Here is a 23,985-nt window from a genome sequence, read left to right on the forward strand (position 1 = left end):
CCGAAGTTCGCGCGGGGCAAGGGACCCCGCGCGGAGTCAGGCGGCCTCGGCCAGCAGGATGCGCGCCAGTTCGGCGGGCTGGGACAGCATCGGCCAGTGGCCGGTGTCCATCGTGACCAGCCGCCAGTGGTCACTGGTCAGCAGGCCGGCCACCGTGTCGTTGGGCTCCGGCCCGTCGAGCAGACACTTGACGTACGTCGCCGGGAGCCCGCCCAGCGGTCGGGTCAGCACGGCCGGCTCGGTCAACGTCGCGCCCGGATGCGGGGTGGACCCGTCCACCAGGCGGGTGACCTGCTCGTCGGTCAGGCCCTGGCCCTCCAGGTCGGCCGGCGTCAGCGGCGGCCAGTAGTCGTCGTTGCCGGCGAGCACCGCGTCGAACGCCGCCTGGCCCTGCCACCAGCCCGACGCGAACGACCCGCCGTCGACGGGCACCTCCGCGTCCACGAAGACCACTCGGCGCAGCCGGTCACCGATCCGTTCGGCGGCCTGACCCACCGGAATGCCCGAGTAGCTGTGCCCGACCAGCACCACGTCGCGCAGGTCGTGGCCCTCGATCTCGTCGACGATGTCCCGCACGTGGGTCTGCTGCCCGGCGGTCTGGCCCCGCCTCTCGGCGAGACCGGAGAGGGTGAGGGGACGGGTGCCGTGGCCGGCCGCGCGCAGCGGCGGCACCACCTCGTCCCAGGCCCACGCTCCCAGCCACGCACCCGGCACCAATACGAATTCAGCCATGGCCGCAGACCCTATCGTCCACCTCCGACAACCGCAGGGGCCTCAGGGCCAGGTGCGCGACCCCGCCGCGAAGACCTCCGGCGGACTCTCCACCGGCAGCACACACAGCAGGTGCCCGCCGGGCGCCCGCAGGACCCGGCACTCCAACCACCGCGACACCTCGGTCGCGCCCAGGCCGACCAGACGGGCGGTCTCGGCCGCCACGTCATCGGTCTCGATGTCGAGGTGGTAACGCGGCGCGTCGTCGACCGCCTGCACGGCCGTGACCAACCCGGGCAGCGCCTCGTGCAGCCCGACGAACTGCGGCTCGGCGGGGTGGGACCGGGTGTCGACGCCCAACGCCGCCGACCAGAACTCCGCGGCGCGGGCGGCGTCCGCCTCGGGAGCGTCGATCAGTAACGCGTACACGCGGCTTCGGTGCATGCCGGCCAGGATATCGACGATGCCCGCTCGCCGCCCGGCACGGCGCCGGGGCCGGCGGCCACCGGATCAGCGAAACCGGTTACCGGGCCGCCCGGTGTGACAAGTCCCGCTCGCGTCAGCGGCCGGTGGTGTGCGCCCTGTCGATCCGCCAGGATGGGCCGGGGCGACCTGGGCCGTCGTCCCGGCCCACCCCGTGCCCGTGGAGGAGTGCCGTGCCGTCCACCCTGCTCTCCCGTCGCGACCTCGACTTCCTGCTGCACGAGTGGCTGCGGGTGTCCGATCTCGTCGGGCGCCCCCGCTACGCCGAGCACTCCCGGGAGACCTTCGACGACGCGCTGGACCTCGCCGAGCAGGTGGCCACCGAGCGGTTCGCCCCGCACAACCGGGCCGCCGACCTCGCCGAGCCCACCTTCGACGGCGAGCGTGTCCGGCTGATCCCGCAGGTCCGCGCGGCGTTGGACAGCTTCGCCGAGACCGGCCTGCTCGCCGCCGGGATGGACGCGGCGGTCGGCGGTCTGCAACTGCCACACGCCGTCACCGCGGCCTGCTTCACCTGGTTCCAGGCCGCCAACGTGGCCACCTCGGCGTATCCGTTCCTCACCCTCGGCAACGCCAACCTGCTGCTGGCGCACGGCAGCGCCGAGCAGGTGGACACCTACGTCCGGCCCATGCTGGAGGGCCGGTTCTTCGGCACCATGTGCCTGTCCGAGCCGCACGCCGGCAGCTCACTGGCGGACATCACGACCCGGGCCCAGGAGCAGCCCGACGGCAGCTACCGGCTCTTCGGCACCAAGATGTGGATCTCCGGTGGCGACCACGAGCTGGCGGAGAACATCGTCCACCTGGTGCTGGCCCGGATTCCCGGCGGACCGCCCGGGGTCAAGGGCATCTCCCTGTTCATCGTCCCCAAGGTGCTGGTCGGCGCGGACGGGTCACTGGGTGACCGCAACGACGTGGTGCTGGCCGGGCTGAACCACAAGATGGGGTTCCGGGGAACCACGAACACCCTGCTCAGCTTCGGCGACGGTCGGCACACCCCGGGCGGCCGGGCCGGCGCGGTCGGGCACCTGGTCGGCGCGCCGCACCAGGGCCTGGCGCAGATGTTCCACATGATGAACGAGGCCCGGATCGCGGTCGGCGCCGGCGCCACCGCGCTGGGCTACACCGGCTACCTCAAGAGCCTGGCGTACGCCAGGGAGCGGCCACAGGGCCGCCCGGTCGATGCGAAGGACCCGAGCGCGGCGCAGGTGCCGATCATCGAACACCCCGACGTACGACGGATGCTGCTCGCGCAGAAGAGCTACGTGGAGGGGGCGCTGGCGCTGGTGCTCTACTGCGCGCGGCTGGTCGACGAGGAGAAGACCGCCGAGGCCGAGGCCGACCGCGAGCGCGCGCACCTGCTGCTGGACGTGCTCACCCCGATCGCCAAGAGTTGGCCGTCGCAGTGGTGCCTCGCCGCCAACGACCTGGCGATCCAGGTGCTCGGCGGCGCCGGCTACACCCGCGACCACGACGTGGAGCAGCACTACCGGGACAACCGGCTCAACCCTATCCACGAGGGCACCCACGGCATCCAGGCGCTGGATCTGCTGGGACGCAAGGTGACCATGCGGGGCGGCGCCGGTCTCGCCGTCCTGACCGAGACGATCGGCGACACTGTCGAGCGGGCCCGGCGGGCCGGGGGAGAGCCAGCCGACCTGGCCGACCGGCTGGCCGGGGCGGTGGAGCGGATCGTTTCGGTCACCCGTCGACTGTGGGCCGACGGCGACCCGGTGCTCGCGCTCGCCAACGCCAGCGCCTATCTGGAGGCCGTCGGGCACGTGGTGATCGCCTGGATGTGGTTGGAGCAGGTGCTGGCCCTGCCGGCGGAGGGCGGCGACGCGTTCCACGCCGGTAAGCGGCAGGCCGCACGCTACTTCTTCACCGTCGAGCTGCCCCGTACGGGACCCCAGTTCGACCTGCTGGACAGCCGGGATCGCACCACCCTCGACATGCGGCCGGACTGGTTCTGACCCGGCCGGGCGTCGGTCACCTCCGGCGGGTCTGGTGGTTCATGACCTGCCGTCCCTTGACGACGCCCAGGATGATCACGATCACCAGCGCGACCAGGCCGATGATGATCAGCCAGCGGACCGCTTCGAGGATCAACCCGAGCAGGATCAGCACACCCGCCACCACGCCGACGACCCAGAGCAGTGCACGCATCTCGACCTCCCGTAACCGGCCGCGCCTGGTGCGACGGGCCCCGGGTTCTCCTTCCCCGTCCGGCCGACACCATGCCCGCGGCGGTGTCATCGTTGACGATCTCCTGAATACGGCGGAGCCCGACCGCCGAGGGCCGGGGCTCGACGCTCAAAACCAGTTGAAATGACCCTCCCTGCGGTGCCGGCTGACGGCGAGGGCCTCTTTTATCCAGCCCAGGAAACGCCCGTACATCTCGACCGGGTCGGGCGCGGTCCAGTAAAGCTCGGCAAGGTCGCGGCCAGCCTCGGTCAGGCAGTCGGCCATATCGACACCGAGGAGCTTCGGCTCTTCCGAGTAGTCAGCGACAAGTTCGGCTTTGGCGTCGGCGCACGGCCAGGGGCGGACGCAGCAGGCGCAGAACCAGAACGGTCGAACCGGGCTGTGCCGCTGGCGGCTCACCAGAGCACACCCCTATACCTGACCGTCGACCAACGGCCAGGCCGACGCAGCGGGGGGTGCTGGTTGTTGATGACCGAGATCACCGACCCGAACCTCACCCGGGGTTCTCGGGTCGCTCGATCGAGGTCTTGGGTGATCAGAGCGATGGCGACCAGGCGACTGCGCGCATCGAACAGTTGTCGCCGGGCGAGCCTGAGCGCTGCCGCCAGATCTCGACATTCCTTGCGTAGGTGCTCCAGTTCGTCCTCTGGTTCCACTGCAACCTCCGGGGGTTCGGGCCGAGGTGGCACCCCGCCCGCCGCGAATTCCGCCACCGGGCGAGGGCCTCGTCCCATCCGACCCCAGCTCTTAGCCACCTGTCAACGTTGGCGCGCTCACATGGGTGTGACAATTCTTGCGCGCTTATATTGACCCGATCGCCTCGGTCTACCTTCCTTGGCATGGGCAAGGGACCGGGAGAACTCGTCGCAGCGGGCGAGATCCTGCAAATGCTCGGGGTCGGGCGGTCGCGGTTCCGCCAGATTCGGGAGCACCCTGCCTTCCCCGAGCCGTACCAGGTCCTCAGCGTCGGGTCGATCTGGCTCAAGGCTGATGTGGAGCGGTATATCCGGGAGCACCGTCGTCCTCGCCGGGCGGACGAGGACGACTAGCCCCGTCCGCGCCGCTCGTCAACCGGTGGCGCGTGCCACGTAGACCGTGTTGGCCGACTCTCCGCCGGTCAGCGGGTTGGCGAACGGCACGACGTGCGCCCGGGCGTCCGCGAACACCTCGGTGAGCGCCGCGAGGAAATCGGCGTCCGGCGGATCGTCCGACCAGAGCGCGAAGATCCCCGCCGGACGGAGCGACGCGGCCAGGCGGCGCAACCCGGCCGGCAGGTAGAACCCCGCGTGACTCGGGTGCAGCACGTTGCGGGGGGAGTGGTCGACGTCGAGCAGCACCGCGTCGAACCGCCGGCCGGGCGCCTGCGCGTCGAAGCCCGTCTCCCCGGCCACCGCGGCGAAGAAGTCGGCCTGGACGAAACGGGTCCGCGGGTCCTCGGCCAGCCCCGCCGCGAACGGCAGCAGCCCTCGCCGGTGCCAGTCGATCACGTCCTCGATCGCCTCCACCACCAGCAGCGACCGCACCCGTGGGTCGCTCAGCGTCGTGCAGGCGGTGTAGCCCAGCCCGAGACCGCCCACCACCACGTCCAGCGCGTCACCGGCCATCTCGGCGAGGCCGAGCCGGGCAAGCTCGATCTCCGCGACCGGGAAGAGACTGGACATCAGGAACTCGTCGTCGAGCTTGACCTCGTACACCTCGACCTGGAGCGCCGGGTCCCGGCGTCGGCGCAGGCTGATCGCGCCGATCGGGGTTTCCCGCCAGGCCAGCTCCTCGAAACGCGCACCCACCGGGGCCCTCTCGCCGTCGGATTCGTCCACGGATGGTAGCGGTTGCCCCGGGACGGGCGACCACGCAGGGTCCGCGCGACATCGACGCACCGCATATCCTGTGGCCGGCCGATCCACCGGAGGGGACCTCATGCCGTCGCGGCAGGACCAGCTGCACTCCTACCAGTTCAGCGTCCAGCGGGCCGTCGCGGCCCTGGTCATGCGGGAGACCGATCCCGCGCAGTCGCCGTTTTGGCGGCTGGCCGGGGCCGGGCTGGCCAGCATCCTGGTGGCGGCGATCCTGCTGGGTGGGTTCGCGCTCTACGGACTGTTCGCCGGCGGCGGCAAGGGTTGGCGCGACTCCGGCGCGGTGATCGTCGAGAAGGAGTCCGGCGCGCGGTTCGTCTATCGGGACCAGAAGCTGCACCCGGTGCTCAACTACGCCTCGGCGCTGCTCATCGTGGGCGCGGACCGGTCGAAGACAGTGCTGGTGTCCCGGCGGGCCATCGACGGGGTGCCGCGCGGGCTGCCGCTGGGCATCGCCGACGCGCCCGACTCGCTGCCCGCCCCCAACCGGCTGGCCAGCACGGCGTGGACCGTCTGCTCCACGCCCGCGGCCGGCGCGGACCCGCCCCGCTCCGCGCTGCTGATCGGGACCGAGCCCGCCGGTGGCCGGTCGCTGGGCGACGACGCCCTGCTGCTACGCCACCCCGACGGCGGGCTGCACCTGGTCTGGCACCAACGGCGCTATCTCGTCCGCGATCCCAGCCGGGTGCTGGCCGCGCTCGCCACCACCCGCGCCCAGGCGGTGCCGGTGGCGCCCGCCCTGCTCAACTCGCTGCCGGCCGGCGCCGATCTCGCCCCGCTCGACCTGCCCCGGCTGGGGCGTCCGGCCACGCGGGTGCCGGACGCCACCGTCGGCACCGTCTACCTGGTGAGCAACTCCGGAGGCGGGCGGCAGTACGCGGTGGCGCTCGACGCCGGCCTGGCCGGCATCACCGAGTTGCAGGCCGGGCTGCTGCTGGCCCGCACCGGCCAGGGGGAGCCGCTGCCGATGACATTGGGTCGCTTCGCCGCGCTGCCCACGGTGCCCGACCTCGCCCCGACCGGTCCACACGCCCCACCGCCGACTCCACCCCGGCTGGCGCCCGGTGACGACCGCGCGCTCTGCACCCGGGTCGCCGCCGACGACGGGCTCGGCGAGGTGCGCTGGGGCGTACCGCTGCCGGACCTGACGGCCACGCCACGCACCGCACCCACCGGCGGCGCGGCGCCGGCCGACCACGTGGTGGTGGAGCCGGGGCGCGGCGCGCTGGTGGAGGCCGCCGCGGCGCCGGGCGCGACCGGCGGCGCGGTGTCGGTGGTCACCGACCTGGGCCGACGGTACGTGCTGGCGGACCGGGAGGTGCTCGCGATGCTGGGTTACCGCGACGTGCGCCCGCTGCGGCTGCCGGCCGGCCTGGTCAGCCTGGTGCCGGCCGGCGCCACCCTGGACCCGGCCGCGGCCCGGGCCGTGGCCGACACGAACTGAGCCGGAGAGCCCGGTGTCAGGCCGGACGGCGCAGCACGCTGACCGCGAACGAGGCGTCGTCGCGCCACGGGCGCAGGTCCCAGGTCGCGAAGCGGTGCTCCACGCGCAGCCCGCCGGCCACCGCGTCGGCGTCGAACGCGGTCAGCGGGTAGCCCCGTTCGGTGCCGAAGCCCACGGTCAGCACCCCGTCCGGTCGCAGGTGGCGGGCGACGCGGCGCAGCACCTCCGGTTCGGTGCCGACGGCGACGAAGGCGAGCACGTTGCCGGCCAGCACCGCCGCGTCGAAGGGCTCCGTCTCACCCAGCGCGGGCAGATCTAGCTCGGCGAGGTCGGCGACCAGCCACGTCGGGCCCGGATAGTCGGCGCGGGCCGCCGCCACCAGCGCCGGGTCGGCGTCGACCCCCACCACCGTGTGCCCACGCTGCGCCAGCGCGGCACCGACCCGGCCGGTGCCGCTGCCGGCGTCGAGGATCCGGGAGCCGGGCGCCACCAGGGTGTCGACCAGGCGGGCCTCGCCGGCCAGGTCCGCTCCCTCGGCGGCCAGCTTGCGGAACCGGTCGATGTACCACTGCGAGTGCTCGGGGCCGGTGTCGGTAGCCCAGCGGGTCGGGTTGGCCATGTGGCCACCGTAACCGGGCCGGTGGGGGATCGGCGCGGGAGTCAGGGCCGGCGGCGTGGGTCGGACCGAAGGCCGTCGAGGACGAACCCGATGTGCCGACGCCAGGCGCCGGTGTCGGCCTTCGGGTCGCTCCGCAGGATGCCGGAGTTCGCCAGGAAGATCGCGGTGAGGTCGGCGGGGCCGAAGTCCTGGCGTAGCGAACCGTCCTCCTGGGCCGCTTCGAGGAACGACGACGCGTGCACGACGGCGTCGTCGCACAGGCGAGCCAACTGCTCCGAGCCCGGGTACCGACGCGCCATGATGTCGTCGAGGGCGGGCAGGGTGGCCTGGAGTTCGAGCAGGCTCGTCAGGTAGAAGCGGAAACGGCTCCACGGGTCCGGAATGGCCCGGGCCTCGGCAGCGATGATCGCCATCTGCTCGGCCGCGATGATCGGGACGACAGCGTCGATGAGCGCCTCTCGGGAGCCGAACCGGTTGTAGAGGGTGCCGGTACTGACACCGGCGGTGCGGGCCACCTCCTCCAGTGGCGCCCCGAGACCCTGCGCACGGAACACCTCAACGGCGGCGTTCGTGAGCTTTGCGCGGTTCTCGCGTGCGTCGCGCCGCAGCGTCGACCTGCCCGTTCCACCCGTTCCCATCCGCGACGACCTCCATAAGTTGATGGCACCCTCAAGTTGATGCTAGCGTCGGTCGGGTCAACTTGAGGTAGTCCTCAAGTTATCACTCGACCTGGGGAGTTCAGACATGTCCAAGACCGTTGCGATCTTCGGCGCGGGAACCGGCCTCGGCCTCTCGGTGGCTCGACGGTTCGGCCGCGAGGGCTACCGGGTGGCTCTCGTCGGCCGCCGGCCGGACGCCCTCGACCGGCTCGTCGCCGAGCTGACGGCCGACGGCATCGAGGCGGCCGCGTTCCCGGCCGACCTGACGCGGACCGCCGAGGTGCCCGCACTGCTCGCCGCGATCACCGCGCGCTACGGCGGCATCGACGTCGTCGAGTACGCGCCGATCACCACCGCGCCGTTCATTCCGGCGGCGGAGCTGACGCCGGAGGTCGCACAGGAGTTCGTGAACCTGTACCTGCTCACCCCGCTGGAGATCGTGCGTCAGGTCCTGCCCGCAATGATCGAACGCGGCGACGGCGGCATCCTCATCACGCAGGGCGCCACGGCGGTCAACCCGGCACCCTTCATGAGCGGCGTCGGACCGGCGATGGCGGCGGCCCGCAACTACCTGCACAGCTTGCACGGCGAGGTCGCCGGCAAGGGCGTCTACGTCGGCACCTTGATGGTCAACGCCATGATCCTGGGCAGCGCCGGACACCGGGCGATGACCGCTGGCGAGCTGGGTGTCGACCTGCCCCAGGGCGTCGAGATCCCCACTGTCGACCCGGTCGACCTCGCCGACCTGCTGTGGAAGCTGCTCATTACCCGCGACCGCATCGAGGTGGTGCACCCCGACGTCGACTACAGCAACGCCCGCTGAGCACGCCGAGCGGGCGCTGAGCGGCGCCGCCGCCGCTCAGCGCCCGATGGGAATCCCTCAGCCCTTCTCCGCGCCACCGGTCAGACCCTCGGTCAGCAGCCGTTCGCTGGCGAAGACGAGGAGGACTGCACAGTCGGGCCACCGCATACGCGCCGGGGATCGCCACCGCCAGGGTGAGCACCGTCGCCGCGACGGCCACCAGCCCGCTGTTGCGGATGAAGGTGAGCAAGCCCTGGCCGCCGTCGGTGGTCGCCCGCAGCACCTCGGCGTACGTGGCCCACCGTCAGCTCGGGATCGGTGTCGGTAGCCCAGCGGGTCGGGTTGGCCATGGGGCCACCGTAACCGGGCCGGTGCGGGCCCGACGGGCGACCCGGGACAGCCGGATCAGGGCAGCCGGGCCACCGTGATGAACTCGTTGTAGGTGAACACCCGCCCGAGCGGCCGGGCGAACGGGAACGAATACTGTCTGGTGACGGTCAGGCCCAGCTCCCGACACACCTGCGCCGCCTCCTCGAAGCCCACGAACCGGACGTGCGAGGCGTCGCTGGCGAACCCGCGCTCCTGCGGGGTGATGAACACGGCCTGCCCCCCGGAGCGCACATACGGCAGGTAGGACGAGATGACCTCGAGCGCCTGCTCGGCCGGCATGTGTTCCAGCAGGTGCGCGGCGAGCATCGAGTCGAACGCGTCGGGTCGGGCGTGCGGGCTGTCCTTGAACTCCTCAACCGTGTACGCCTCGAACCCGGCGGCCCGCGAGTGCGCCACCGAGGTGGGGTTGTGGTCGACACCGACGCCGTGGCCATCCAGGTTGGCGAGGTTGCGGCCCAGGCCGGAGCCGACGTCCAGGGTGTGGCCGAGGTTGAGCCGGCGCAGGTTCCACCGGTACGGCGCCTGCACGTCTAGCACCCGCTTCCAACGGGCGCCACCGAGGCGTTGCAGCCGGTCGGTGTAATCCTCACCCGCTGTCTCGGTCGGGCTGGTCCGTCGTGGCTGGCTCATGCGCCGGCTCCCTCAGCTGTGCCGTGGATTAGGACGTGCCGATGGTACGGACATGGGGCTGTTTGTGGTAGGCGTCACACACGGGCGTGTCCGGACTGTGACGCCATCCCCTCAGCCCTTCTCCGCGCCGCCGGTCAGACCCTCGGTGAGCAGCCGCTCACTGGCGAAGAAGAGGATCACGATGGGCAGGGTGAGCACCACCGACCCGGCCATCAGCACCGTCTTGGGCACCTCCACCCCGTCGGCGAGCAGCGACAGCCCGAGCGACACCGTCCACCGGTCCGGCTTGTCGACCAGGAACAGCAGGGCGAAGAGGAACTCGTTCCAGGCGATCATGAAGTCGTACAGCGCGACCGCCATGATCGACGGCAGGGCCAGGGGCAGGCTGACCCGCCGGATGATGCCGAGCCGACCGGCCCCGTCGATGGCGGCGGACTCCTCCAGACTGACCGGGATCGTCTCGAAGTAGTTCTTCAGCATGTAGACCGACACCGGCAACGTCTGCGAGATGTAGACCAGCACCAGACCGAACAGCGAACCGCGCAGCCCGGCCCGGGTGAAGACCACGAACAGCGGGATCGCGATGACGATCGACGGGAACAGGTAGACCGCGAGGAACAGGAAGTCGACCTGCCGCCGACCGAAGAACCGCAGCCGGGCCACCGCGTACGCGCCGGGGATCGCCACCGCCAGGGTGAGCGCCGTCGCCGCGATCGCCACCAGCCCGCTGTTGCGGATGAAGGTCAGGAAACCCTGGCCGCCGTCCGCGGTGGCCTTGAGCACCTCGGCGTACGTGGCCACGGTCAGCTCACCGAAGCCGACCACGAGCGCGCCGGGGTCGAGCAGCAGCCGCTCGATCGGGCGTACCGACAGGAGCAGCATGTAATAGAAGGGGAAGGCCGTGACCAGCAGGAACACGGCGATCGTCAGGCGGCGCAGCCAGCGCAGGCCCACCGTCTCGACAGCGTCCCGGTCCATCAGCCGACTCTCCTTCCGAAGAAGCGCAGATAGATCAGCACGAACACGATGAGCACCACGGCCAACACCACCGCCTGCGCGGCGGCGGCGCCGATGTCGGTGCGGGCGGTGAGGAACTCGTACACCCGCACGCTGACCACCTCGGTGCCGGCCGCGCCACCGGTGAGCAGATAGACGTCGTCGAACTTGTTGAACGTCATGATGAAGCGCAGCACACCCAGCAGGGCGATCACCGGCAGCAGTTGGGGCAGCAGGATGTGCCGGAAGCGTTGGGTGGGTGTGGCGCCGTCGACGCGGGCGGCCTCCTCCAGCTCGCCGGGGACCGCCTGGAGCCGGGCCAGCAGGAACAGGAACGCGAACGGGAAGTACCGCCACGCCTCGAAGACGATCACGGTGGCCAGCGCTGTCGACTCCTGGGTGAGGAAGGGCACCGGGGCGTCCCAGCCGAGCAGGCGTTGCCCCCAGTGGTTGACGATGCCGAGCTGCGGGTCGAGCATCACCTGCCAGACGAACGTCACGGCGACCACCGGCGCCACGTACGGCAGCAGCATGGACGCCCGGACCAGGGTGCGCCCCCGGAACGGCCGGCGGACGACGAGGGCGGCGACCAGGCCCAGCGCTATCGACCCGACGGTGCCGCCGATGCTGTAGAGCAGCGTGACCCACAGCGTCTCGGCGAAGCCGGGGGTGTGCAGCACCCGGTCGATGTTGTCCATGGTGAACTCGCCGAACAGGCCGGTCTTGCGCAGCGTGGCGAGCCGGACCCGCTGAAAGGCGAGCACCACCGTCCACACGATCGGGATGCCGATGACCGCGATGGTGACGAGCAGCGTCGGTGCGACGAGCGCGAGCCCGGCCCGGGACTCGCGGCGGCGCAGGGTCAGTGGCCGCCGGGGTGTCGCCGGCCGCTCCCGGACGGGGGAGCGGCCGGGGCCGGGCGCGGTGGTGGTCAATTGACACCGGCCTTGATGGCGTCGACGTCCTTCTTCGCCCGGTCGGCGGTGGCCACCGCGTCGGACTTGCCAGCGACCAGGTCGCCCAACGCCTTGGGGACCGGCAGCTCACCGAGCATCGCGCCGACGAGTTTGCCCTGCCCCTGGCTGAGGCCCCAGCGCTGGAAGGTGTCCGGGCTGCGGCGCAGCGTGGCCAGCACGTCGTCGCCGTAGACCTCGGCGAGGGGCTTCTTCGCGTCCACGCCGGCCTGGCTGGTGTTCCAGGCGGTGAGGTACGCCTCCGGCTCGGCGGGGGTGCCCTTGCGCACCGGGAACCGGCCCTCGGGGGACATCCCGAACCAGCGCGGGTAGCCGTCGCCGAGCATGTACTCCACGAACGACTTCGCCGGGTCGGTCACCGCGCCGTCGAGCACCGCCCAGGAGCTGATCTCGCCGTACTGGGCCGGCTCGGTGCCGTTCGGGCCCCTGATCGCGGTGACGAAGCCGCTGTTCTTCGCGAGGAACGCGGGGTCGGCCTGGCACTGCGGGCAGGTCGGCTTGGCGTCGGCGCGCAGGCCGGCCAGCTCGTCGAGGATGAACGGCGACCAGACCACCATGGCCGCCTTGCCGGCGAAGTAGGTGGCCCGGGTGGTGTCGACGTCCTGCGCGCCCTTCACCGAGCTGGTGCGGATCAGGTCGCCGTAGAAGCGGAACGCCTCGACGCACGCCGGCGAGTCCAGCGTGACCGCGCCGGAGTCGTCGGCGAGCTGGCAGCCGTTGGCCAGGGCCAGGTGCTCGAAGGTCTGCTGGGTGAACACGTCGCTCGGGGCGGTCGCCGCGGTGATCCCGGCGACGCCACCGGTGTTCAGTTTCGCGGCGGCGTCGGTGATCCGCTCGTACGTGTCGGGGACGGGCAGGTTGGCCGCGGCGAACAGGTCCTTGCGGTAGACGAGCAACTGCCCCCAGCCGTCGCTGGGCACGGCGAGCTGGGTGCCGTCGTCGGAGGTCAGCTCCAGCGCCCGGGGCGAGAACGTCTGCCGGCCCAGCGTGTCGACGACCTCGGCGTTGGCCGTGGCGTGCAGCAGCTCGTTGCCGGCGAGCGTGCGGATGCCGGCGAGGGAGACCGACCCCACGACGTCGGGCAGGTCTCCGGCGGCGGCGTTGGCGGCGATCAGGGAGGGGAACTGGTCCTCGTTGACGGTCACGAGGTCGACCTGGACCCCGGTCTTGGCGGTGAAGTCGGCGACGATCGCCTTGGTGGCGGTGACCCGGTCGGCCACGTCCTCCAGGCTCCAGACGGTGATCTTCTTGCTGGTGCTGTCTGATTGGTCGTCCCCGCAGGCCAGCAGGGTGGACGCTGCCAGTGTCATGATCAGGGTGGTGGCGAGTATCCGCCTCGGAGGTGCTGACATCGGTGGCACTCCTCTCGAAGGGTACATGACGGATTCAACACCTTCGATTGATCAATGACAAGACATATGGCGATTTTTTGCTATCCTGTAGCCCAGTGCTACCGGGATGTGACACATGGGCAACTGGGTGGTCTCCCTCGCCGGGCCTCGACGGATCAGCCTCGAGCCCTGCCCCCCCGATCCGCTCGGCCCCGGCCAGGTCCGCGTCCGCACCTGCTACTCGGGCATCTCCGCCGGCACCGAGCTGACCCTCTACCGGGGCAGCAATCCCCGGCTCAGCAAGGACTGGGACGACGCCGCCCGGATGTTCGTCCCCCGACAGCGACCGGTGCCCTACCCGCTCGTCGGCTTCGGCTACGAGGAGGTCGGTGAGGTCGTCGAGGTGGCGCCGGAGGTCACCGACCGGCACCCGGGCCAGCTCGTCTGGGGCATCTGGGGGCACCGCGCCGAGGCCGTTCTCGCCGCCGGCGCGGTCCGCCCGCTCCCCGCCGGGCTGGACCCGCTCACCGCCGTCTTCGCCCGGCCCGGCGCCATCGCGCTGACCGCCGTGCTCGCCGGTGACCTGCACCTCGGTGACTGGGTCGGTGTCTTCGGCCAGGGTGTCATCGGGCTGCTCGCCACCCGGCTCGCCGTGCTCTCCGGGGCCCGCGTGGTGGCGGTCGATCCGGTGCCCGACCGGCTGGGGCACGCCGTCCGCTACGGAGCACTGTGCACAGTGGACGCCGCCACGGAGTCCGCCGCCGCCGTGCTGCGCCGGGTCACCGACGGCCGTGGCGCGGACGTCTGCCTGGAGCTGTCCGGCGCGTACCCGGCGCTGCACGAGGCCATCCGCTCCACCGCGCACGCCGGTCGGGTGGTGGCCGCCGGTTTCTACCAGGGTCCCGCCGACGAGCTCGGCCTCGGCGAGGAGTTCCACCACAACCGCATCCAGTTGGTCGCCGCCCAGGTCTCCGGACCCACCCCCGCGCCGGGCATGGCCGGCAGGTGGACCGGGGACCGGGTCGCGCAGACCTTCATGGACCTGGTGGCCGACCGCAGCGTCGATCCGTTGCCGCTGGTCAGCCACATCGTCGACGCCAGCGCCGTCGCCGACGCCCTCGCGCTGCTCGACCGCGGCGCCGGTGACGTCCTCCAAGTGGTGTTGAGGTTCTGAATGACCACCATCGCGCTGGCCTGCCAGGAACACCTCCTGCCGGGCACGAACCTGATCCAGAAGTACGCCCTCGCGACCGCCCTCGGCTACCAGGGCATCGAACTGCGCGGGCGCGGCGACCTCGCGTTCGCCCGCCGCCTGCCCGAGCTGCGTCGGGCCCGCGCCGCCGGGGTGGTGCTGCCCACCGTCTGCGTCGAGATGGACCACTTCATCGGCGACTTCGACACCGCCCGGTCCGCCGACGCCGTCCGCAACCTGCGCTCCCAGCTCTCGGTGATCGCCGAGCTGGGCGGTGTCGGAGCGATGACCCCGGCCGCCTGGGGGATGTTCTCCCGGCGGCTACCGCCGTTCGAACCACCGCGCCCGCCGGCCGGCGACCGGCAGGTCCTCCTCGACGCCCTGGGCGAGCTGGGCGAACACGCCCGGGCCGAGGGGGTCACCCTGTTCCTGGAACCCCTCAACCGGTACGAGGACCACATGGTCAACCGCCTCGACGAGGCGGTGGCGCTCTGCGCCGCGCTCGCCCTGCCCTCGGTCCGGGTGGTCGCCGACACCTTCCACATGAACATCGAGGAGGACGACCCGCACCGCGCGCTGCGCGCCGCCGCGCCGTACCTGGGCCACGTCCAGGTCAGCGACTCCAACCGGTACCAGCCGGGCGCCGGGCACCTGGACTGGCCGGCGCTGGTGCGCACGCTGCTGGAGGTCGACTACCGGGGATGGCTGGCCCTGGAGTGCCGGCTGCGTGGCGACCCGGTCCGTGCCCTGCAACAGGCCGCCACGGTGCTGCGGCAGGCGCTGCCCCGGCGGGCCGCCGCGTGACCGCCGAGGCAGCGTCCGTCGGCGGGAACGTCGCCGCGACCCGAACCGGCGGCTCGACCGACCTCGCCGAGCTGCGCCGACTCGCTGTCGACACGCTCGCCGCCAACTGGGAGCACGACCACACGGTGCCCTCGCGCACGCTCTACCCGCACCAGTGGAGCTGGGACTCCGCGTTCACCGCGATCGGGCTGGCCCACGTCCGTCCCGACCGGGCCTGGCGGGAGCTGACGAGCCTGTTCGCGGCGCAGTGGGCCGACGGACGGGTGCCGCACATCGTGTTCAACAGCGCGCTGCGCGTCGGCGCGTACTTCCCGGGGCCCGAGATGTGGCGCTCGGCGGACGCGCCGGGCGCGCCGTCGGTGGCCACCTCCGGCCTGGTCCAACCGCCGGTGCACGCGCTCGCCGCGCTGCTGGCGTACGGTCGGGCGCCCGGTCCGGAGGCCCTGGCCGCGCTGCGGCGGCTCTATCCCGCGCTCGTCGCCCAACAGCGCTACCTGGCCGACCGGCGGGACGTGGCTGGCGACGGGCTGGTCTGCGTCGTGCACCCGTGGGAGTCCGGGCTGGACAACAGCCCGGCCTGGGACGAACCGATGGCTTCGGTTCCGGCCGAGGCGGGCGTCATGCGCGCGTACCGTCGGCACGACACCGCGCACGCCGACGCCGCGCACCGCCCCACGGACCTGGACTATGCGCGCTACCTGGCGATCGTCGCCGCCTACCGGGACCACTGCTACTCCGACCGGGACCTGGTCGGCGGGCACCCGTTCCTGGTGGAGTGCCCGCTGTTCAACGCCGCGTTCGGCTCCGCCGAGCACGCGCTCGCCGAGATCGCCGCGCTGCTCGGCCTCGACCCCGGGCCACACCGGGCCCGCGCGGCCCGGATCACCGAAGCCCTGGTACGCCGGCTGTACGACCACGGCACCGGCACCTTCCAGCCCCGCGACCTGCGTACCGACCGCCTGATCCGCGCCCGCACCGTGCTCGGGCTGACCCCGCTGATCCTGCCCGACCTGCCGGCCCGGCAGGCCGACGCGCTGGTGGTCGAGGCCCGGTCGGCGCGCTTCGGGGTGGCCCGGCGGATGGACCGGCCGTTGCCCACCTACGACCGCACCGCGCCCGACTTCGAGCCGTTGCGCTACTGGCGTGGGCCGAGCTGGCTCAACGTCGGCTGGCTGGTCCGGCGTGGGCTGCTCACCCACGGGCACCCGGAGTTGGCCGCCGGTCTCCGGCACTCGATGATCAGCCTGGTCGCCGGTGCCGGCTGCCACGAGTACTTCCACCCGGACACCGGGGCCGGCCTGGGCTCACCGGCGTTCAGCTGGACCGCCGCGCTGCTGCTCGACCTGCTGGCCGACTGAAGCGGCGGACGGCCCCGGCGGCGGGTGGTAGCGTGCCCGGTCCACCGGCCGGAAGGGCGCTGATCGGCCAGTTTGTCGCGGCCGGCCAGGGGTAACCGCCCGAGCGTGACCGACGGCGACGGTTTCCCGTACTTCATCGACGCGGTGTCCCGGCGGTCCGGCCTGCCGAGCGGGCAGGCCGCCACCCTCGCCCGCGCCGTCCTGCGCACGATGGCCGAACGCGTGACCGGCGACGCGCCGGACGACCCCGTGGGGCGCCTCCCGGACCGGGTCGACGGCTACCTGATCGGTCCACCACCGGTCGAGGGCGGCGCGGCGGTCGCGCCGCCGACGGACGCCGGCCCGGCCGAATTCCTTCGCCGGGTGCAGGAGCGGGCCGGGGTGGACCCGGCCGCCGCCCGCGCCGGGACCGCCGCCGTCTTCGCCACCCTCCGCCAGGCGATGACGGTACGGGAGTTCCACGAGATGGTGGCGCGACTGCCCCGCGACGACTCCTGATCCTGGTGGAAACACGGCCCGCTCCCGGTCAGGCGTCGGGCAGATCCTCCGGCTCGGCGACCCACGCGGAGAAGACCGGCACGCCGTGCCACGGCCCGGTGCCACCGTCGGCCCGGGTGTCGGTGGCGACGGCCACCACCGCGTACGGGTGCGCGAACCGCAGCTCGGCGGTGCGGACCAGGCCCTCCGGCGGCAGGCTGACCATCCCGAACATGCCGGTGACGGCGGCCGCCTCGAAGCCGTACCTGTCGAACCGGGCCACCGCCGTCTGGCGCGCCTCGAAGGCCCGCACCGGCACCGCCAGCGCCCTCGCCAGCGTCGCCGAGGCGGCCGGGAAACCCAGGGCCGGCGCGGACAGGTCGTGGTCGTTGCGCGCGGACCAGCAGGGCAGCAGGGCATGGTGCCGCTCCTCGCGCCCGTCGCGGGCCCGGGTGCGTGCCCGCTCCTCGCGCACCGTCCAGAGCGGGGCGACACCGAGCGGCAGGTCGAACAGCGACCGGGCGTCGGCCGGTGGCACGTCGTCGGCCGCGCCGGCGCTGAGGTCGTACGCCACGGCCAGCACCTCGGCCGGCGGCACCCGCGGCGCGGCGGCCACCGAGAGGACCACCAGCCCGGCGCCCGCGCTCGTCTGCGCCGGCACGGCGTGCACGATCACGTCACCAGCGCGGGCGGTGCCGACGACGGCGCACCGATGCCCCGTATCCGGGCTGCGCAGCGCCTGCCGGAGTCGGCCCCGCCACGGGCTACCGTCGCCGAACGCCCGGGCGTCGGTGACGTCGAAGGGCGTCGCCCAGGACACCCGGGTCGCCAGCGCGCTGGCCAGGGCCAGCACCACGTCCGGCCCGAGCCGCAGCGGGAAGGACTCGATCAGGCCGAGGCTGTGCTCGCGGGCCCAGGCGTCCAACCCGGCCTGGTCCGGCAGGACGCCGACGTCGGTGGTGCTGGGCAGCGTCGCCCGCCAGCTCGCCGTCCCGTCCGTGCCCGCGCCCGCACGCCGCCAGAGCGCGGTGGCGGACGCGACGAGCGGATGCGGCGCGTCCAGCAGCGTTCGGGCCACCTCGGCCGCGTCCGCCAGGTCGACGCCCAGAGCGTGGCTCAGCTCCTCGGCGGCCGGGTCGCCGCCGGCCGTGGTGGCGACCACCGCGAGCAGTAACCAGGCGCCGAGCGGGGAGGCGACGTGGTGCCGGTCGCCGGCAGTGGCGTGCAGCCGCCCGGCGTACGCGGCGAGCGGCCCGTGCAGATCGGTCCTCATGTCCTCACTCTGCCCGCCGACGCGGCTCACGACCACAGCTCGACGTCACCACCTCCGGCAACGCCCACCAGCGGCCAGTCTGTCGTACCGCCCGTCGTCCCGCGTGCCGTGGCGGCGGGTAGGCTGCCCGCCGTGGCTGGTCTGTTGAGGAATGTCGCGGCACGTATCTCCCGGGTGGGCGCGGCGATCCCGTCGCCACGGCGTACCGGGCCGGCCCCCGCGCAGGTGGCCCGCCGCCGTCAGGTGAGCGCGTTGCAGCGGCGGGAGCTGACCTACGCTCCGGAGCGGGACGGTCAGGCCGACCCCGGCGAGATCGTCTGGACCTGGGTGCCGTACGAGGACGACCCCCGGCAGGGCAAGGACCGGCCGGTGCTGGTCGTCGGGCGGCACAGCCGTACGCTCTTCGGGCTGATGCTGTCCAGTCAGAGCGACCGGGACGGGCAGCGGCACTGGTTCGCGCTCGGGCCGGGGGAGTGGGACCGCGACAACCGGCCGAGCTGGGTCCGGCTGGACCGGGTGCTCACCATGCGCGAGGACAGCATCCGCCGCGAGGGCGCGGTGCTGGACCGGGCCCGGTTCGACCGGATCGGGCAGGCGCTGCGCGCTGGCTACGGCTGGCGCTGACCCGCGCGCTGGCTGCGGCTGGCGGTTCGCCCGCGCGCCCGCCGCCGTGGCCTGTTCCCCTTGCCGCCGTGGCCTGTTCCCCTTGCCGCCGTGGCCCGTTCCCCTTGTGTGCCTGTCGAGCTGCCCCGGATCCGGGGCAGCTCGACAGGGTGACAGACACCAGACGTACCAGGTTCGGCCGCGGACCGCACAGTGGCCGGTTAGGCCGGTTCGCGGCTCGGGCTGACCGCGGCACGCCGGGTGTCCGGCGGTGGGTACGGCTGGTCGGCGAGAAGCCGGGCCAGGTGCGCGGTGTTGAGCGCCAGGGCCTTCGTGGTGCGGCCGGTGGTGTCGGGTTTGGGACCCGCGTCGCGATAGTCCACCTTCTGGAGCGCCTCACCGACCCAGTAGGTCGCGGCGGAGGCGGCGAGGGTGAACCCGACCTCGTTGAGGGCCTGCTGGACCTGGCCGATGGTGTGATGCGCGCCGTCCTCGTTGCCGACGACGGCGACGCCCGCCACCTTGCCGTAGGTCAGGAGCCGGCCCTCGTCGTCGGTCTCGGAGAGTTCGGCGTCGAGGCGTTCGAGGACCATCTTGCAGACGCTTGACGGCTGGCCGAGCCAGATCGGTGTCGCGATGACGAGCACCTGGGCGGCCAGCAGTTTGGCGCGGATCGTCGGCCACGCGTCGCCGTCGCCCTCATCGGTGGACACCCCGAAGCGAACATCATGGTCGACGACCCGGACGAGGTCGCCCTCGACGCCCTGGGCGGCAAGCTCGGCGAGCACCTCCCGGGCGAGCTGCTCCGAGCTGGACGGCGCCGGTGACGGCTTGAGGGTGCAGTTGAGTACCAGGGCACTGATGCTCGCCACTGTTGGTTCCCTTCATCGTCGAATGGGCCGTCAATCCCCGTACCCGCCCGCGCGGCCGGGACACCTGACCGGGCACGGCGCGGCGAGATAAGCGCTGGGCGGCGGGGCGGGCTGCTGGCATGGTGTCGGCATGACAGGTGGGGTCGAGCGGCGGGTGACCGAGCAGGTGGCGGCGGGGTTCGGCCTGCGACTGGTGACGCTGGAGCAGGTGACCCATGGCGCCGACCAGCATGCCCGACTGTGGCTGGCGCGCACCGCCGACGGCGACCGCTACGCGGTGAAGATGAGCGGCGGCGGCAACCCGGCCGGTCTGGTCGTGGCGGCGTACCTGGCCGACCACCAGGTGCCGGGCATCGCCGCGCCGCTGCGCACCGGGGACGGGCGGCTGTTCGTGGAGTACGACGGCGCTCGCCTGTCGGTCGTGCCGTGGGTCTCCGACCGGCGGGCACTCGACGGCCCGATGACCGAAGCGCACTGGCGGGCGTACGGCGAACTGTTGGCCGCCGTACACGCGGTGCCGGTGACCGACGAGCTGCGCCGGTTGCTGCCGGCGGGCGGAGCGACGTACCCCTCGATCGTGGCCGCGGCCCGCGCGACGGCCGCGCGGCTGTGCGGTCCGGAGCCGGTCGGCCTCGCGGATCCGCTCGTCGTGGAGCTGGCGGAGGTGTGGTCCACGGTGGCCGACCGGCTGGTCATCCTCGGCGGGGTCCTCGCCTTCGCGCCGATCAGCCCGGAGCAGCAGGAAGCCGCCCTCGCCGGATATGGCCCGGTCGACATCGACCCGGTGCGCCTGGCCTGGTTTCTCGCGGTCCGGGCGCTCGACGACCTCACCGACTGGACCCGCCAGGCGCTGGACCCGGACGCCGACGCGGTCGACCGGGAGCGGGCGGCACGGATCGTGCGGGGCCTGGTGTCACCGGTAGGTCTGGTCACCCTCGCCGACGCGGCCGTCAGCAGTCGGCGAGCAGGGCGCTGTCGACCAGTTGCCGGGGCACGCGGGGCCCGAGAAGGCTCTTTGCCTGGTACATGGCCGCGTCGGCGCGGCTGAGCGCTTCGGTGAGCTGGGCCGGGCCGGTCACCGGCGCGAGCCCGACGGAGGCGGTGACCCGGACGCTGCATCCGTTCAACCGGATCGGCGCGGCGACGGTCTCGCTGAGCCGGCGGGTGGAGTGCTCGATCCAGCGCCGGTCGACGGTGGGGGTGGAGAGCAGCCCGGCGAACTCGTCGCCTCCGAGGCGGGCGACGAGGTTGTCGCCGGCGAAGCCCGCCAGCCGCTCGGCCACGCTGATCAGCACCTGGTCACCGGCGGCGTGCCCGTACCGGTCGTTGACCAGCTTGAAGTCGTCGAGGTCGAGCACCACGGCGATCAACGGCTGGCCGGCGGCGTCGGTGAGCAGGGCGGCGGCCAACCGGTAGAAGGCGCGCCGGTTGGGCAACCCGGTGAGTGGGTCGTGGCTCGCCGCGTGCCGCTCGGCGGCCAGCTCGGCCTGGAGGTGCCCGATCTCGGCCTCGGCGCGCACCGCCCGGCGGCGCAGCTGCCATGAGGAGAGCAGCGCTCCGGCCGCGCAGAGACCGGAGGCGACACTCATCGGATCCGGCACCAGCCCTCCCATCGCCGCGACCGCCTCCAACCCTCGACCGACGCGGCGTGCCGCACCGGGCCCAGTTTTGCCTGATCGTTGCCCCTGTGGGGGTAACTCAAAGTGAACGGATAGCCACCGATCACGTGCGTTATCATGCTCGCCATCGGGTGCAGATGCAATAGCAGATGCACGTGCAGAATGGTCCACTGTCGATGTCGCGCCTCCTCGCCGGCGCCGCTCCTCCCACGGCCCACCGGCGGGCTCGTAACAGAAAGAGCCCCCATGCAGCAGCCACCCAATGGCGTACCCATCACTCAGCTGCCGCCGCTGAGCTGGCAGAAAAGTCGCCGCAGCAACCCGAGCGGCAACTGCGTCGAACTCGCCGAACTGCCCGAGGGAGCGGGCATCGCGGTGCGGAACTCACGTCACCCGGAGGGCCCGGCGCTGATCTACACGGTGGACGAGATCGCCGCGTTCGTGCTCGGCGCGCGGGACGGGGACTTCGACCACCTGATCGACTGATGGTCCGGAGTGGATCGTCCCGGCGACGGGACTGATTTACCGACGCGGGGGAGTTCACCTCACTGTCGGTCCATGGCATGCTTACACGTCGGCCGGGCCGGGGCGCCCGGTCGCCGTGGGTCGTGTCCGGAGGTCCGCACGTGACAGTTCCCGCCGAGGGTGGCCCGGCGACGGGGCCAACAGTGCTGCGCATGCTGCTCGGCGCCCAGTTGCGGCGGCTGCGGGAGTCCAGTGGAGTGACCCGCGAGGGCGCCGGTTGGGAGATCCGCGCCTCCGAATCCAAGATCAGCCGGATGGAGCTGGGCCGGGTCGGCTTCAAGGAGCGCGACGTCGCCGACCTGTTGACCCTCTACGGCGTCACCGAGGACCACGAGCGCGAAGCGCTGCTGAAGCTCGCCCGCGACGCCAACAGCCCCGGCTGGTGGCACCGCTACGGCGACGTGTTGCCCAGCTGGTTCCAGTCGTACCTCGGTCTGGAGGCGGCGGCGGCGCTGATCCGCAGCTACGAGGTGCAGTTCGTGCCCGGCCTGCTGCAGACCCCGGAGTACGCCCGGGCGGTCGTGCTGCTCGGGCACGGCTCGGCGGCCCCCGCCGAGATCGACCGCCGGGTCGCGCTGCGGATGCAGCGGCAGCAACTGCTCGACCGGGAGAACCCGCCGCTGCTCTGGGCCGTGGTGGACGAGGCGGCGCTGCGCCGACCGATCGGCGGCGTCGGCGTCATGCGGGGTCAGCTCGCCGCACTCATCGAGGCGACCAAGGCGCCCAACATCCGGCTCCAGGTCATCCCGTTCGCCGCCGGTGGGCATGCCGCCGCCGGTGGCGCCTTCACCATCCTGCGCTTCGGCGACCAGGAGCTGCCCGACATCGTCTACATCGAACAGCTCACCAGCGCCATCTACCTCGACAAGCGCGACGACCTGGATTACTACGCGGTGGCCATGGAGCGGCTCTGCGTCGAGGCCGAGCCGCCGGAACGGACGCCGGAGATCCTCGGGCGGCTGCTCGACGACCTCTACCAGGAGTGACGCGAGGCGCGCCCGCGCGCCCACCGTCCCGCGTGGACTTCTCGTATTGACCCGTGTGGACTCGTCGGGCTAGTCTCTGTATCGATCCAGACTGAATCGATACAGAGAGGTGCCGGGTGAAGCCCACACTGCAAGCCGTGGCGGACGCGGTCGGCGTCTCCCGCAGCACCGTGTCCAACGCCTACAGCCGCCCCGACCAGCTCTCCGGTGAGCTCCGGGCGCGGATCATGGAGGCCGCCCGTCAGCTCGGCTACCCCGGCCCCAACCCCACCGCGCGCTCGCTGCGCCGAGGGTTCGTGGGCTCGATCGGGGTGCTGTTCACCTCGCAGCTTTCGTACGCCTTCACCGATCCCTTCGCGGTCCGCTTCCTCGCCGGCGTGGGGGCGGCCACCGAGCGGCACGGCACCAGCATGCTGCTGGTGCCACTGCCCCGTTCGGAGCCCGACGCCCGTCGTGCCGTGGAGAACGCCGCCGTCGACGGGTTCTGCGTCTACTGCGTCGCCGACGAGGAGTGGGCGCTGGACGTGATCCGCCAGCGCGGGCTGCCCTACGTCAGCACGGCGGTGCGGGCGGACGCCGGCCCCGAGGAGCGGTTCGTCGGCATCGACGAGCGGAGCGCCGCCCGCGGCGTCGCCGCCCACGTCGCCGGCCTGGGCCACCGCCGGGTCGCGCTGCTGGCCGACTCGGTGCTGCCCGACGCGCCGGCCGGCCCGCTGCGCCTGCCCGGGGTCGACAGGGTGCCACACCCCACCACCCACGGGCGGCTCGCCGGGTTCGCCGACGCGTTCGCCGAGGTCGGCGTGGGCTGGGCCGACCTGACGTTGCTCAACGCGCCGGGCAACAGTCGGCAGGCCGCGGCCGCCGCCGTCGCCGGGCTGTTCGACCGGCCGGCGCCGCCGACCGCCGTCCTGGCCGGCTCCGACGTTCTCGCCCTCGGGGTGCTCGACGCGCTGGCCGAGCTGCCGGGCGAGCGCCCGCCGGTCTCGGTGACCGGCTTCGACGACGTCCCCGAGGCCGCCGCCGCGGGCCTCACCACCGTCCGGCAACCCGCCGAGGAAAAGGGCCGCATCGCCGCCGAGCTCCTGCTCGACCCACCGGCGGACGCGGCGGCCGGTCACGTGCTGCTGCCCACCGCACTCGTCGTCCGCGGTTCCACCGGACCTGTCCCGAGGAGATGAC

Annotated in this window: 27 protein-coding genes; 13 read left to right on the forward strand and 14 right to left on the reverse strand. The window is 72.6% G+C overall.

All coding sequences use genetic code 11. The annotated features are described in order from the left end of the window. Positions 1-36 precede the first annotated feature (36 nt). Both O7634_RS23235 and O7634_RS23240 read right to left on the reverse strand, forming a co-directional pair. Positions 37-732 (reverse strand): alpha/beta hydrolase, encoded by a 696-nt coding sequence (locus O7634_RS23235; RefSeq protein ID WP_278152241.1) that lies wholly within the window; start codon positions 730-732, stop codon positions 37-39. A gap of 42 nt (positions 733-774) precedes the next feature. Further along, positions 775-1,155 (reverse strand): VOC family protein, encoded by a 381-nt coding sequence (locus tag O7634_RS23240; protein WP_278152242.1) that lies wholly within the window; start codon positions 1,153-1,155, stop codon positions 775-777. A 212-nt stretch (positions 1,156-1,367) separates the two neighbouring features. Here O7634_RS23240 and O7634_RS23245 point away from each other — a divergent pair, with 212 nt between their 5' ends. Continuing rightward, positions 1,368-3,167 carry an acyl-CoA dehydrogenase gene (locus O7634_RS23245; RefSeq protein ID WP_278152243.1) on the forward strand — a complete coding sequence of 600 codons (1,800 nt, stop codon included), beginning with the start codon at positions 1,368-1,370 and terminating at the stop codon, positions 3,165-3,167. A gap of 16 nt (positions 3,168-3,183) precedes the next feature. On the opposite strand, the gene O7634_RS23250 is transcribed toward O7634_RS23245, so the two are convergent. Then, on the reverse strand, positions 3,184-3,360 hold the full coding sequence (locus tag O7634_RS23250; RefSeq protein WP_278152244.1) for a hypothetical protein: 177 nt from the start codon (positions 3,358-3,360) through the stop codon (positions 3,184-3,186). 147 nt (positions 3,361-3,507) lie between these two features. After that, positions 3,508-3,798 carry a flavin reductase gene (locus tag O7634_RS23255; RefSeq protein WP_278152245.1) on the reverse strand — a complete coding sequence of 97 codons (291 nt, stop codon included), beginning with the start codon at positions 3,796-3,798 and terminating at the stop codon, positions 3,508-3,510. A 440-nt stretch (positions 3,799-4,238) separates the two neighbouring features. On the opposite strand from O7634_RS23255, the gene O7634_RS23260 reads away from it, so the two are divergent. After that, complete coding sequence (locus O7634_RS23260; RefSeq protein ID WP_278152246.1) at positions 4,239-4,448, forward strand: hypothetical protein; 210 nt, start codon at positions 4,239-4,241, stop codon at positions 4,446-4,448. 18 nt (positions 4,449-4,466) lie between these two features. Here O7634_RS23260 and O7634_RS23265 read toward each other — a convergent pair whose 3' ends face one another. Further along, positions 4,467-5,186, reverse strand: coding sequence for a spermidine synthase (locus O7634_RS23265; protein ID WP_278152247.1), 720 nt, complete (start codon positions 5,184-5,186; stop codon positions 4,467-4,469). A 130-nt stretch (positions 5,187-5,316) separates the two neighbouring features. Between O7634_RS23265 and eccB the strand changes: the two genes are divergently transcribed. Next, complete coding sequence (gene eccB / locus O7634_RS23270; protein ID WP_278152248.1) at positions 5,317-6,696, forward strand: type VII secretion protein EccB; 1,380 nt, start codon at positions 5,317-5,319, stop codon at positions 6,694-6,696. A 16-nt stretch (positions 6,697-6,712) separates the two neighbouring features. Here the strand turns inward: eccB and O7634_RS23275 are convergent, their stop codons facing one another. Together O7634_RS23275 and O7634_RS23280 are read right to left on the reverse strand one after the other, a co-directional pair. Further along, a complete protein-coding gene (locus O7634_RS23275; protein WP_278152249.1) occupies positions 6,713-7,315 on the reverse strand; it encodes a class I SAM-dependent methyltransferase in 603 nt (200 codons plus the stop codon). A gap of 41 nt (positions 7,316-7,356) precedes the next feature. Further along, a complete protein-coding gene (locus O7634_RS23280) occupies positions 7,357-7,953 on the reverse strand; it encodes a TetR/AcrR family transcriptional regulator (protein WP_278152250.1) in 597 nt (198 codons plus the stop codon). A gap of 106 nt (positions 7,954-8,059) precedes the next feature. Here O7634_RS23280 and O7634_RS23285 point away from each other — a divergent pair, with 106 nt between their 5' ends. After that, positions 8,060-8,797, forward strand: a complete 738-nt coding sequence (locus O7634_RS23285; RefSeq protein WP_278152251.1) for an SDR family NAD(P)-dependent oxidoreductase — start codon at positions 8,060-8,062, stop codon at positions 8,795-8,797. 384 nt (positions 8,798-9,181) lie between these two features. Here O7634_RS23285 and O7634_RS23290 read toward each other — a convergent pair whose 3' ends face one another. The 4 genes from O7634_RS23290 to O7634_RS23305 all read right to left on the reverse strand — a co-directional run bounded on the left by O7634_RS23290 (position 9,182) and on the right by O7634_RS23305 (position 13,118). Continuing rightward, positions 9,182-9,796, reverse strand: a complete 615-nt coding sequence (locus O7634_RS23290; protein WP_278152252.1) for a methyltransferase domain-containing protein — start codon at positions 9,794-9,796, stop codon at positions 9,182-9,184. 111 nt (positions 9,797-9,907) lie between these two features. Further along, the gene (locus O7634_RS23295) at positions 9,908-10,774 is read right to left on the reverse strand and encodes a carbohydrate ABC transporter permease (protein WP_278152253.1); all 867 of its coding nucleotides are present in this window, start codon (positions 10,772-10,774) and stop codon (positions 9,908-9,910) included. Next, a complete protein-coding gene (locus O7634_RS23300; RefSeq protein ID WP_278152254.1) occupies positions 10,774-11,727 on the reverse strand; it encodes a sugar ABC transporter permease in 954 nt (317 codons plus the stop codon). The genes O7634_RS23295 and O7634_RS23300 overlap by 1 nt, the downstream gene beginning before the upstream one ends. After that, positions 11,724-13,118: an extracellular solute-binding protein gene (locus tag O7634_RS23305; protein ID WP_278152255.1), complete on the reverse strand. Its 1,395-nt coding sequence runs from the start codon at positions 13,116-13,118 to the stop codon at positions 11,724-11,726. Before O7634_RS23305 ends, O7634_RS23300 begins: the two co-directional genes overlap by 4 nt. A gap of 115 nt (positions 13,119-13,233) precedes the next feature. Here O7634_RS23305 and O7634_RS23310 point away from each other — a divergent pair, with 115 nt between their 5' ends. From O7634_RS23310 to O7634_RS23325, 4 genes are all read left to right on the forward strand, one after another. Then, positions 13,234-14,271, forward strand: a complete 1,038-nt coding sequence (locus O7634_RS23310) for a zinc-binding alcohol dehydrogenase (RefSeq protein ID WP_278152256.1) — start codon at positions 13,234-13,236, stop codon at positions 14,269-14,271. Next, positions 14,272-15,093 carry a sugar phosphate isomerase/epimerase family protein gene (locus O7634_RS23315; RefSeq protein ID WP_278152257.1) on the forward strand — a complete coding sequence of 274 codons (822 nt, stop codon included), beginning with the start codon at positions 14,272-14,274 and terminating at the stop codon, positions 15,091-15,093. Next, complete coding sequence (locus tag O7634_RS23320) at positions 15,090-16,451, forward strand: hypothetical protein (protein ID WP_278152258.1); 1,362 nt, start codon at positions 15,090-15,092, stop codon at positions 16,449-16,451. Before O7634_RS23315 ends, O7634_RS23320 begins: the two co-directional genes overlap by 4 nt. 105 nt (positions 16,452-16,556) lie before the next feature. Beyond that, the gene (locus tag O7634_RS23325; protein ID WP_278152259.1) at positions 16,557-16,949 is read left to right on the forward strand and encodes a DUF2267 domain-containing protein; all 393 of its coding nucleotides are present in this window, start codon (positions 16,557-16,559) and stop codon (positions 16,947-16,949) included. Positions 16,950-16,977: 28 nt separating this feature from the next. Here the strand turns inward: O7634_RS23325 and O7634_RS23330 are convergent, their stop codons facing one another. After that, the gene (locus tag O7634_RS23330) at positions 16,978-18,201 is read right to left on the reverse strand and encodes a hypothetical protein (RefSeq protein WP_278152260.1); all 1,224 of its coding nucleotides are present in this window, start codon (positions 18,199-18,201) and stop codon (positions 16,978-16,980) included. A gap of 132 nt (positions 18,202-18,333) precedes the next feature. On the opposite strand from O7634_RS23330, the gene O7634_RS23335 reads away from it, so the two are divergent. Further along, positions 18,334-18,825, forward strand: a complete 492-nt coding sequence (locus tag O7634_RS23335) for a type II toxin-antitoxin system PemK/MazF family toxin (RefSeq protein WP_278152261.1) — start codon at positions 18,334-18,336, stop codon at positions 18,823-18,825. A 200-nt stretch (positions 18,826-19,025) separates the two neighbouring features. Here O7634_RS23335 and O7634_RS23340 read toward each other — a convergent pair whose 3' ends face one another. After that, a complete protein-coding gene (locus O7634_RS23340) occupies positions 19,026-19,676 on the reverse strand; it encodes an NAD(P)H-dependent oxidoreductase (RefSeq protein WP_278152262.1) in 651 nt (216 codons plus the stop codon). Between the two features lie 130 nt (positions 19,677-19,806). On the opposite strand from O7634_RS23340, the gene O7634_RS23345 reads away from it, so the two are divergent. Then, positions 19,807-20,724, forward strand: coding sequence for a hypothetical protein (locus tag O7634_RS23345; RefSeq protein ID WP_278152263.1), 918 nt, complete (start codon positions 19,807-19,809; stop codon positions 20,722-20,724). Here O7634_RS23345 and O7634_RS23350 read toward each other — a convergent pair. After that, complete coding sequence (locus tag O7634_RS23350; RefSeq protein WP_278152264.1) at positions 20,627-21,277, reverse strand: GGDEF domain-containing protein; 651 nt, start codon at positions 21,275-21,277, stop codon at positions 20,627-20,629. The genes O7634_RS23345 and O7634_RS23350 overlap by 98 nt on opposite strands. Positions 21,278-21,541: 264 nt before the next feature. Here O7634_RS23350 and O7634_RS23355 point away from each other — a divergent pair, with 264 nt between their 5' ends. The 3 genes from O7634_RS23355 to O7634_RS23365 all read left to right on the forward strand — a co-directional run bounded on the left by O7634_RS23355 (position 21,542) and on the right by O7634_RS23365 (position 23,984). Further along, complete coding sequence (locus O7634_RS23355; RefSeq protein ID WP_278152265.1) at positions 21,542-21,781, forward strand: DUF397 domain-containing protein; 240 nt, start codon at positions 21,542-21,544, stop codon at positions 21,779-21,781. Between the two features lie 191 nt (positions 21,782-21,972). Beyond that, the gene (locus tag O7634_RS23360; RefSeq protein WP_278154054.1) at positions 21,973-22,806 is read left to right on the forward strand and encodes a helix-turn-helix transcriptional regulator; all 834 of its coding nucleotides are present in this window, start codon (positions 21,973-21,975) and stop codon (positions 22,804-22,806) included. A 137-nt stretch (positions 22,807-22,943) separates the two neighbouring features. Next, entirely contained in the window at positions 22,944-23,984 is a 1,041-nt protein-coding gene (locus tag O7634_RS23365) for a substrate-binding domain-containing protein (RefSeq protein WP_278152266.1), read from the forward strand. The last annotated feature ends 1 nt before the right edge of the window (position 23,985 follow it).

It is taken from the genome of Micromonospora sp. WMMD1120, assembly GCF_029626235.1.
In the GTDB taxonomy this organism is placed as follows: domain Bacteria; phylum Actinomycetota; class Actinomycetes; order Mycobacteriales; family Micromonosporaceae; genus Micromonospora.

Bases quoted from the DNA above. Each gene is read 5' to 3' on its own strand.
- O7634_RS23235 (WP_278152241.1), bottom strand. From the start codon at position 732: ATGGCTGAATTCGTATTGGTGCCGGGTGCGTGGCTGGGAGCGTGGGCC.
- O7634_RS23240 (WP_278152242.1), bottom strand. From the start codon at position 1,155: ATGCACCGAAGCCGCGTGTACGCGTTACTGATCGACGCTCCCGAGGCG.
- O7634_RS23250 (WP_278152244.1), bottom strand. From the start codon at position 3,360: ATGCGTGCACTGCTCTGGGTCGTCGGCGTGGTGGCGGGTGTGCTGATC.
- O7634_RS23260 (WP_278152246.1), top strand. From the start codon at position 4,239: ATGGGCAAGGGACCGGGAGAACTCGTCGCAGCGGGCGAGATCCTGCAA.
- eccB (WP_278152248.1), top strand. From the start codon at position 5,317: ATGCCGTCGCGGCAGGACCAGCTGCACTCCTACCAGTTCAGCGTCCAG.
- O7634_RS23275 (WP_278152249.1), bottom strand. From the start codon at position 7,315: ATGGCCAACCCGACCCGCTGGGCTACCGACACCGGCCCCGAGCACTCG.
- O7634_RS23280 (WP_278152250.1), bottom strand. From the start codon at position 7,953: ATGGGAACGGGTGGAACGGGCAGGTCGACGCTGCGGCGCGACGCACGC.
- O7634_RS23285 (WP_278152251.1), top strand. From the start codon at position 8,060: ATGTCCAAGACCGTTGCGATCTTCGGCGCGGGAACCGGCCTCGGCCTC.
- O7634_RS23290 (WP_278152252.1), bottom strand. From the start codon at position 9,796: ATGAGCCAGCCACGACGGACCAGCCCGACCGAGACAGCGGGTGAGGAT.
- O7634_RS23295 (WP_278152253.1), bottom strand. From the start codon at position 10,774: ATGGACCGGGACGCTGTCGAGACGGTGGGCCTGCGCTGGCTGCGCCGC.
- O7634_RS23305 (WP_278152255.1), bottom strand. From the start codon at position 13,118: ATGTCAGCACCTCCGAGGCGGATACTCGCCACCACCCTGATCATGACA.
- O7634_RS23310 (WP_278152256.1), top strand. From the start codon at position 13,234: ATGGGCAACTGGGTGGTCTCCCTCGCCGGGCCTCGACGGATCAGCCTC.
- O7634_RS23315 (WP_278152257.1), top strand. From the start codon at position 14,272: ATGACCACCATCGCGCTGGCCTGCCAGGAACACCTCCTGCCGGGCACG.
- O7634_RS23330 (WP_278152260.1), bottom strand. From the start codon at position 18,201: ATGAGGACCGATCTGCACGGGCCGCTCGCCGCGTACGCCGGGCGGCTG.
- O7634_RS23345 (WP_278152263.1), top strand. From the start codon at position 19,807: ATGACAGGTGGGGTCGAGCGGCGGGTGACCGAGCAGGTGGCGGCGGGG.
- O7634_RS23355 (WP_278152265.1), top strand. From the start codon at position 21,542: ATGCAGCAGCCACCCAATGGCGTACCCATCACTCAGCTGCCGCCGCTG.
- O7634_RS23360 (WP_278154054.1), top strand. From the start codon at position 21,973: ATGCTGCTCGGCGCCCAGTTGCGGCGGCTGCGGGAGTCCAGTGGAGTG.